The organism is uncultured Campylobacter sp. (assembly GCF_938039205.1).
GTDB lineage: Bacteria > Campylobacterota > Campylobacteria > Campylobacterales > Campylobacteraceae > Campylobacter_A.
In genome coordinates this window covers 1-6,988 of the sequence record NZ_CALHVM010000042.1, presented here as the reverse complement: position 1 = coordinate 6,988, position 6,988 = coordinate 1, and the positions used below count along the sequence as shown (strand labels likewise).

Annotated in this window: 8 protein-coding genes; all 8 read left to right on the top strand. The window is 37.3% G+C overall.

All coding sequences use genetic code 11. From position 1 onward, the window contains the following. The first annotated feature begins 999 nt into the window (after positions 1-999). The 8 genes from Q0394_RS05485 to Q0394_RS05450 all read left to right on the top strand — a co-directional run bounded on the left by Q0394_RS05485 (position 1,000) and on the right by Q0394_RS05450 (position 6,979). Complete coding sequence (locus Q0394_RS05485) at positions 1,000-2,013, top strand: AraC family transcriptional regulator (RefSeq protein ID WP_298945969.1); 1,014 nt, start codon at positions 1,000-1,002, stop codon at positions 2,011-2,013. Between the two features lie 331 nt (positions 2,014-2,344). Then, the gene (locus Q0394_RS05480) at positions 2,345-3,184 is read left to right on the top strand and encodes an FAD-binding protein (RefSeq protein ID WP_298945967.1); all 840 of its coding nucleotides are present in this window, start codon (positions 2,345-2,347) and stop codon (positions 3,182-3,184) included. A gap of 16 nt (positions 3,185-3,200) precedes the next feature. After that, positions 3,201-3,335, top strand: coding sequence for a hypothetical protein (locus Q0394_RS05475; protein ID WP_298945965.1), 135 nt, complete (start codon positions 3,201-3,203; stop codon positions 3,333-3,335). Then, a complete protein-coding gene (locus tag Q0394_RS05470) occupies positions 3,336-3,914 on the top strand; it encodes an FAD-binding protein (protein ID WP_298945971.1) in 579 nt (192 codons plus the stop codon). Then, the gene (locus Q0394_RS05465; protein WP_298945962.1) at positions 3,914-4,342 is read left to right on the top strand and encodes a cytochrome c3 family protein; all 429 of its coding nucleotides are present in this window, start codon (positions 3,914-3,916) and stop codon (positions 4,340-4,342) included. The genes Q0394_RS05470 and Q0394_RS05465 overlap by 1 nt, the downstream gene beginning before the upstream one ends. Before the next feature lie 144 nt (positions 4,343-4,486). Beyond that, the gene (locus Q0394_RS05460) at positions 4,487-4,954 is read left to right on the top strand and encodes a NapC/NirT family cytochrome c (RefSeq protein ID WP_298790791.1); all 468 of its coding nucleotides are present in this window, start codon (positions 4,487-4,489) and stop codon (positions 4,952-4,954) included. Positions 4,955-5,195: 241 nt separating this feature from the next. Beyond that, positions 5,196-6,599 (top strand): hypothetical protein, encoded by a 1,404-nt coding sequence (locus Q0394_RS05455; protein WP_298945960.1) that lies wholly within the window; start codon positions 5,196-5,198, stop codon positions 6,597-6,599. Beyond that, entirely contained in the window at positions 6,596-6,979 is a 384-nt protein-coding gene (locus tag Q0394_RS05450) for a hypothetical protein (RefSeq protein ID WP_298945958.1), read from the top strand. The genes Q0394_RS05455 and Q0394_RS05450 overlap by 4 nt, the downstream gene beginning before the upstream one ends. The last annotated feature ends 9 nt before the right edge of the window (positions 6,980-6,988 follow it).

Below are 6,988 nucleotides of genomic sequence, written 5' to 3'. Positions count from 1 at the left end.
AAGCCGCAATTAAAAAAGAAGAGATAAAGAAGGCTTATTTTGGGGAGGATTATGTGGGGGTGAAGGATAGCGACAAACCAGCCGAGACAAAAACAGACAATAACGCTACGAAATAAATTAATTTAAAAATTTAAACTAGTCTGAGTAAAATCAGACTAGTTCCTTAAAGTGTAATAAAAAATTTAAAATAACCTCATATCCTCATATATCGAGTACTAGAAAAACCACATTTAAAAACAATATTTCAAGACAAGATACATTTATGACAAACTTAACAAATAAAAAAGTTTTCCATTGGCTAAACAATACTTTTCACGGAATATAAAGATAGAATTTGCAATAATCCATAAAATTAAACATTATGGATATTATTTTGAAAATATTAAACAAAAAAAGATAATAAATTTTTTATAGCCATAAGCATTGTCTTTTTGCTATTTTTGGGAATAAACTACTATTTCAACTACAATCTTTTAAAAAATAATATCAGGCGCTACGAGACAGAGCTTTTTAATAGAGTGCATACCAAGATACAAGACTGGATAAATTCAAATTTTAAAGACGTGGAAAAAATTTCCAAACTATTGCAAAATGAAAATATTTTATTGGAGAGCGAAATTCAGCCATTGCTTCATAAATTTCAACAAAGTTCCAATTTTCCATATCTCATAATGGGTCTTGAAGATGGTAAATTTTATATATCGGACAAAGGTTATGTTGTACCACATAATTACGATTTAAAATCAAGAGCTTGGTATAACTATACCTTAAAAGCCGGCATCACTATAGCCTCAAATCCCTATATATCTTATTTCATTTGAAAACATCCCGTTACCAAACGAGAAATACGCTTCGCTAAATATAAAAGGTACAAATTGGAGTATAGTTTTTGAAAAAGATCAAGAGCTTTATACTAGCGAGTTAAATAAATATCTTTTTATAAATTTACTGCTTTATGCCGTATCCGTGTTAATATATTTGTTTGTAAATTTTGTCTGATTGAAAAAAAGTAACACTAGCGCAAAACAGCTTGACGAGCGAAATATATACATCAAAGATATCCTTACCAAGCAAATAAACGGTATATTTATTAGCTGCAATGAATCCTTAAATATAGTTTCGTCAAGTGCGGAATTTCAAAATTTTTATGATTTTAATCAAAAAAGCTCAAATTTAAAAGATGCTATCGTTAACAGCAACTTTCTTGACGGCGAGCAAAAAGAAAATTTCCTAAACGAGATAAAAACTTCTCAAAATAGTGGCGAGATAAGGTATTTTAATATAGATATGATAAAAGATTCTATTCGCATAAAATATTTAGTCACTACCACGCCGCTTGATAATAACTTCCCATGCCCCATCTCTTTACTTTTTCAAGATATTAGTTCTATGAGACAATCCCAAGAAAAAATTATTAACGAGTCGTATAATGCGTATATAGAAAAATTAATACTATTTATAAAACAAAATATAGAAGACGACGGTCTTTGTATAGAAAAGTTAGCTAAAGTGGGCGGATACTCCAAATTTCATTTACAAAGGCTGTTTAAAAACTACACAAATGCCAATATAGAGGAGTATTTACGTTCATTTCGGCTTTCAAGGGCAGAGTTTTTGCTTAAATTTACGGACAAGAAAGTAAGCGCAATAGCTAAAAAATGCGGATTTACGCATATCGAGACTTTCGTTAGAACATTTTCCAAAACTTACGGAAATCCCCCTCTTGCATACAAGCAAAATTTACCGACCTATATCCCGATAAATAAACCAATCTATGAAGAAATAGAAATGCCCACAAAAAAGCTCGCTATAACGCACGATGCGAATAATATCGGTTTTTTAAATTTCAAACAAAAGAGCGATAACGTATTTGTTTTATTGGAAAACGGCGATGCTAACAGTAAAGTATATGGAGTCGAAAGCAAAGATAGCGAACTGTCTTATTTGGAGCTCAGCGGCGGGAAGTGGGCAAAAATAGATATAAAAACATGGGTTTATCTATGCAAGAAGTAATCAATAAAGCCTGTAGCATTTTTTACGATCCGAATTTATATAATTTTAAAGCTCCTCAGATTTATTTTATATTGACAAACGATAATACGCCTGATTTTATATACTTCAAAATTTAAGTTTTTGATTGATAAAAAAAGTCATTTACTTTGATTGGCTAGTCATATCAAATTTACTATAATCACGATATTTAGCCACTTAATATAGATTGATAAAAAATGCTTTATCAAAAATAGACATATTTTATCATAAATAAGCAGAAAAAAATTATATTAATATTTCTCCTAAAGATTTATTTAATAATCTTAAATTTTACGTAAAGGAGAATACATGTTTGACAAATAGACGCAAGACTCTAAAAACTCTTGCCTGTTGTTCTGTAGCCATAGCTTCGCCGAATTTAGCTTTTGGCTCCATTAGAGCAAAAGATATCGAACGTTGGGACGAAAAATTTGACGCTATAGTAGTCGGAAGCGGCTTTGCAGGCTCTGCGGCAATGCTTTCTTTGTTAGACAACGGCATAACCAACTGCATAATGATAGAAAAAATGCAGTATTTGGGCGGAAACTCTGCATATAGCGGAGGATCGATGGCCGTTGCTGGAACCCCTATCCAAAAAAGAGAGAACATAAAAGACGATCCCGAACTGCAGATAAAAGATACTTTAAAAAGCGGGCATGATCTAAATGACGTCAAACTCGTAAAAGAGATGGTTTACGAAGGACCAAAAACATTTGATTGGCTCGTAGAAAACGGCATAAATTTTAAATGGGTTAGTAGAAGCGGAGGTCATACCGTTCCCAGATCACACTCTGCTGGCGCCGGAAGCTACATAACCCGCCCGCTTCAAAGGCAAATTTTAAATAGAGGCGGCGTTATTAGAACCAGAGTGATAATGGATAATATTATATTTGACGACAATGACGAAGTAGTCGGCATTAAAGTTCGCGAGAAGTATGAATTTAATTTCGAAATAGGTTTTGACGAAAACGACAATAAAAGCGGGCAAGTAAAATTTTACAGATGCTACAGAGGGCTAATACTCGCTACGGGAGGCTGGGGCGCAGATGTAAAATTTAGACAAATTTTCGACCCTGCCTTAAGAGCCGACGTGCTCACCACGAATCACTTAGGCGCAACCGCATACACCGTGCAAAAACTCATAAAAAGATAACGTCAAATTTATAGACATGCAATATATCCAACGCATGCACGTAACCTCTGCCCATGAGCCGTTTTTCGGTTTTGCGTATCGCTGGATTACTCGCGGATACGCCTACGGTATAATGGTAAATCCAAAAACAGGACTGCGCTTCGTAAATTAGATAGCCGACAGAAAAGTAGGCTCTGATGCCATCTGGGCAATGAATGAGAATGGAACCAATCATCCTGTTTTGATTATGGATATAGAAGGTACGAAAACCGTCGATGTTAAAGACTTTCAGCGCGGACTAAGCGTAGGCGCCGTTAAAAAATTTGACACGATGGATGAGCTTATCGAGTACTATCATATCAATAAAGAGCCTTTTTTGGATCAGCTCAAAAGATACAATTCGTTTGTAGATGAAGCCTCGAAAGATAAAGATTACAAAGATCCCGAATTTAAACGAAATTTTTCAGCCTATAAAGGAAAATTCATAAAAGTAGAAAAACCGCCGTTTTTTGCCTCTAGGCCAGGGCCCAAAGTTCATCATTGTATGGGCGGCGTGAAAACTACTATAGACTGCGAAGTTTATAATAACGACATGAAAATCGTCAAAAATCTATATGCCTGCGGCGAGCTAATCGGCGGTAGACACGGCTTTAATAGACTTGGATCAAATACCGTGTTAGACTGCTTGGTTTACGGAAAAAGAGCAGGCGTTAAACTAGCCGAAATCTATAACGAAAAAAGAGGTGCGTAATGAAAGGATTTTTATTTATTTTATTATTTATAGTAACGCAAATTTATGCCTTTGATATAAATTCTACCGCCAGCCTAAGCGATATTTTAAAAAATTCTCAAGGCGAAATCGTAACTGATTTTAGCGAGAAATCTTTCCCGATCAAAGGTATCCATAAAAAACTAGGTCTTGACTGCAAAGATTGCCATAAAGAGGGTGACGTTAAGGAATATTCTTCCGCGATGAATGAATCTTGTCTAAAGTGCCACGGCAGTTATGCTGGTTTGGCTCAAGCTACCGGAGCGCTCGGGCACAACGATAATATTCATGCAAATCCGCATTACGAATCGCTCGACTGCGACACGTGTCACAAAGCACATAAGCCGACCGTAAATATGTGCCTACGCTGTCATACGCAAGAATCGATGAAAAAACTAGTAGTAAAGTGAGATATTAAGATGAAAAAGATATTATTTAAAACCGTTATAGTTACTTCTATAGTAACTCTCGTAATTGTATTTGGCGGATATAAAGTCGTAAAAGTAACTGGAGAATACCCGTTTTGCGGTAGTTGCCAGGAGTAGAATGGGGCCATAGCCCAAACAAATTTAGCCGACCCGGTTCACGGCGGCTCAAATCCAAAAGGACTTGGGATAAAATGTACCGATTGTCATTTACCTCACGATAATCTAGCTAGCTATATCTTTGCTAAAGCAAAAAACGGTATTTCAGAAGGGATAACCGTACTCTTTAAAGACCCCAAAGAAAAAGATTGGATAACAAACAGAGAGCACGCTAGAAAAAATTATACTTTTGATAGCTCCTGCTTACAGTGTCACGGCGATATTATCAAAATTTCAGACGCAAACGCAACGAGAAATATCAGCAAAATGCATGCAAAATATATCGAATTAAAAGATACCGATGATTATATGAAATGCACGGGCTGCCATAAACACGTAGGGCATTACGATCTAGGTAAAATGCTTGCGGATCAAAAACATAAAGTAGCCGATAGCTGGGACGAATGGATATCAGAATATAACGATAGAAAAAAATAAATCTCACACCACTAAAAGCAAATTAAAAATTGCTTTTAGTGGTTTTAAATAGTTAGAATTAAAAAGTCATAAAATTTTAAAAAACTTTTTCACCTTAAGGACCATAGTTCCTACATAATAATTTAATAACCGTTTAAAACAAATTTATGTATATTTTCTCTTTTTTATATGTTGTCAAATTTGACGCAAATTTGAGTGCCAAATTTTATAAATTTAAAACCAAAACCGCCGAAAGAGAAAAATGGATAGAAATTTTAATAAAGCAAGAACTCAAGGTATCCTCGGCGCAGTTTGTATCCTGTGTGCGAGCGCGAGTTTTCTAGCGAGCGATCAGAGTGTGTTTTGGATCGTTCGCACGCTAGCGTGGCTGTTTGCGCTGACGTTTTTCCACTATGCGCTCATCCGTGCGCAGGAGCTATCAAACACAAACGTCTTTACTATCTTTAAATATGCCTACAACGGCTTTTTAGCAGTGATCCTCTGCACGATCGCGCTCTATGTTTTTGACGAAAATTATCTCAAGCTCATCTCCCGCGTCATCATCCCACTTGCAGTATTTGCCGTCTCTATCGTGTGGGTCGTCATAAATCTCAAACTCGCAAAGATCTCGAGCTGCGCGCTTTTTAGCATTTACGCGTGGATGCTTGCCGCTAGTATGGGCGCAAACTTTATTTATGGCATGCTAGAGGTCCTCTCGCCCACCATCATCGCTCCCGCCGTCAAATTTGCACCTCTCACAAATGCGCTTTTTGATTTAGCGACTTCGGGCGTATTACTCGCGGCGTGGATCAATGCGGAAAATTTCTCAAACGAGCAAGACGAAATCGAGATAAATTTGACCAACCAGCACGGCGATAGGTCAAATTTAAACACCCAAAGCACAAACGAACCAAATTTTAGCAGCCGTAACGAGCTAGCAACGGAGCTCAAATTTGACGCCGAGCAAAGCCAAGCAAATAAAATTCTACCCCAAAAAGAAAACGCGCATGAAAATTCTAACGAACGAGAAACGCTAAAAGCAGCCAAAAGGCAGGGTATCATCTCGTGCCGGCTTATGCTAGCAACCGTTGCCGTATCTTTTTTTGCCAAGCTTTATCTGATATTTACGCAGCCGCACGGCGAAGCGCAAGAGCAGCTGATAAAACTGCTGCTTGAAGGCTCGGTAAATTTCGTGCTTTTTCTTGCTGCGGCCATTTATATGTGGTACGCACTTAAAAAACTAGAGGAAATTTACGACGCCGACGTGCTTAGCATCTATAAACAGATGATTTTTGTATCTATCGTATTTGCGGTAGTTGGTATAGCGCTTGGCTTTATACGCGGCATAGAGGACCGACCTGCAACGGCTGGCACTGGGCTGGCAGGGCTGTTTATACTGGCTATCGCCGTCTATCTTGCCGTCCTTTGGGCTAAGTTAAATTTCAGCCTTGCAAAGATCACAGAAAACACTCTTTTTAAGACTTACGTATTTTTTGCTATCGCCAGCTTTATTATCGCCTTTGCGCTGCAGATAATGCTATCCACGGGCTATTTTGCAGCGGTCTTTTCCATACTGCTTGCAGCGCTAGCCATCGCGATACTCTACGTGCTGCCGACTGCATTTTATCTATACGCCTGGACTTATGATAAAGGGGGAGTAAGATGAGCGAAAACGAACAAAATTTGACCGAAAATAGAGCCCAAACCGTGAAAAACGCAAGAAATTTTGGATTTTTAGCGGCTATTTGCATGTCGCTTACTATTTTGTCGTTTTACATTGTAGCTTTTTCGCCGCAGTTTCAGAACAAAAACCATTGGGTACTCGCATCCATAGGCGCACTCGTTTGTTTTTATGCGGCTTTTAAAGCACTTCAGCCTCTATGTGAGATGAATCTTGTACGTCCGTTTCATGCGAGTTGGGCTTTTGGGATTGCCATGCTGACAACAGTATATTTAAAGGGAAGATTTTATAGCGCCGAGTTTATGCTTATATTTTTTACAGGCTCAATTAAACTTAAGCGGATTTTCTCTTATCAATTTCAATAGTTTCTGATA

Excerpts from the sequence above, each read along its gene's own strand:
- Q0394_RS05475 (WP_298945965.1), top strand. The coding sequence starts at position 3,201 with ATGCAATATATCCAACGCATGCACGTAACCTCTGCCCATGAGCCGTTT.
- Q0394_RS05465 (WP_298945962.1), top strand. The coding sequence starts at position 3,914 with ATGAAAGGATTTTTATTTATTTTATTATTTATAGTAACGCAAATTTAT.
- Q0394_RS05455 (WP_298945960.1), top strand. The coding sequence starts at position 5,196 with ATGGATAGAAATTTTAATAAAGCAAGAACTCAAGGTATCCTCGGCGCA.
- Q0394_RS05450 (WP_298945958.1), top strand. The coding sequence starts at position 6,596 with ATGAGCGAAAACGAACAAAATTTGACCGAAAATAGAGCCCAAACCGTG.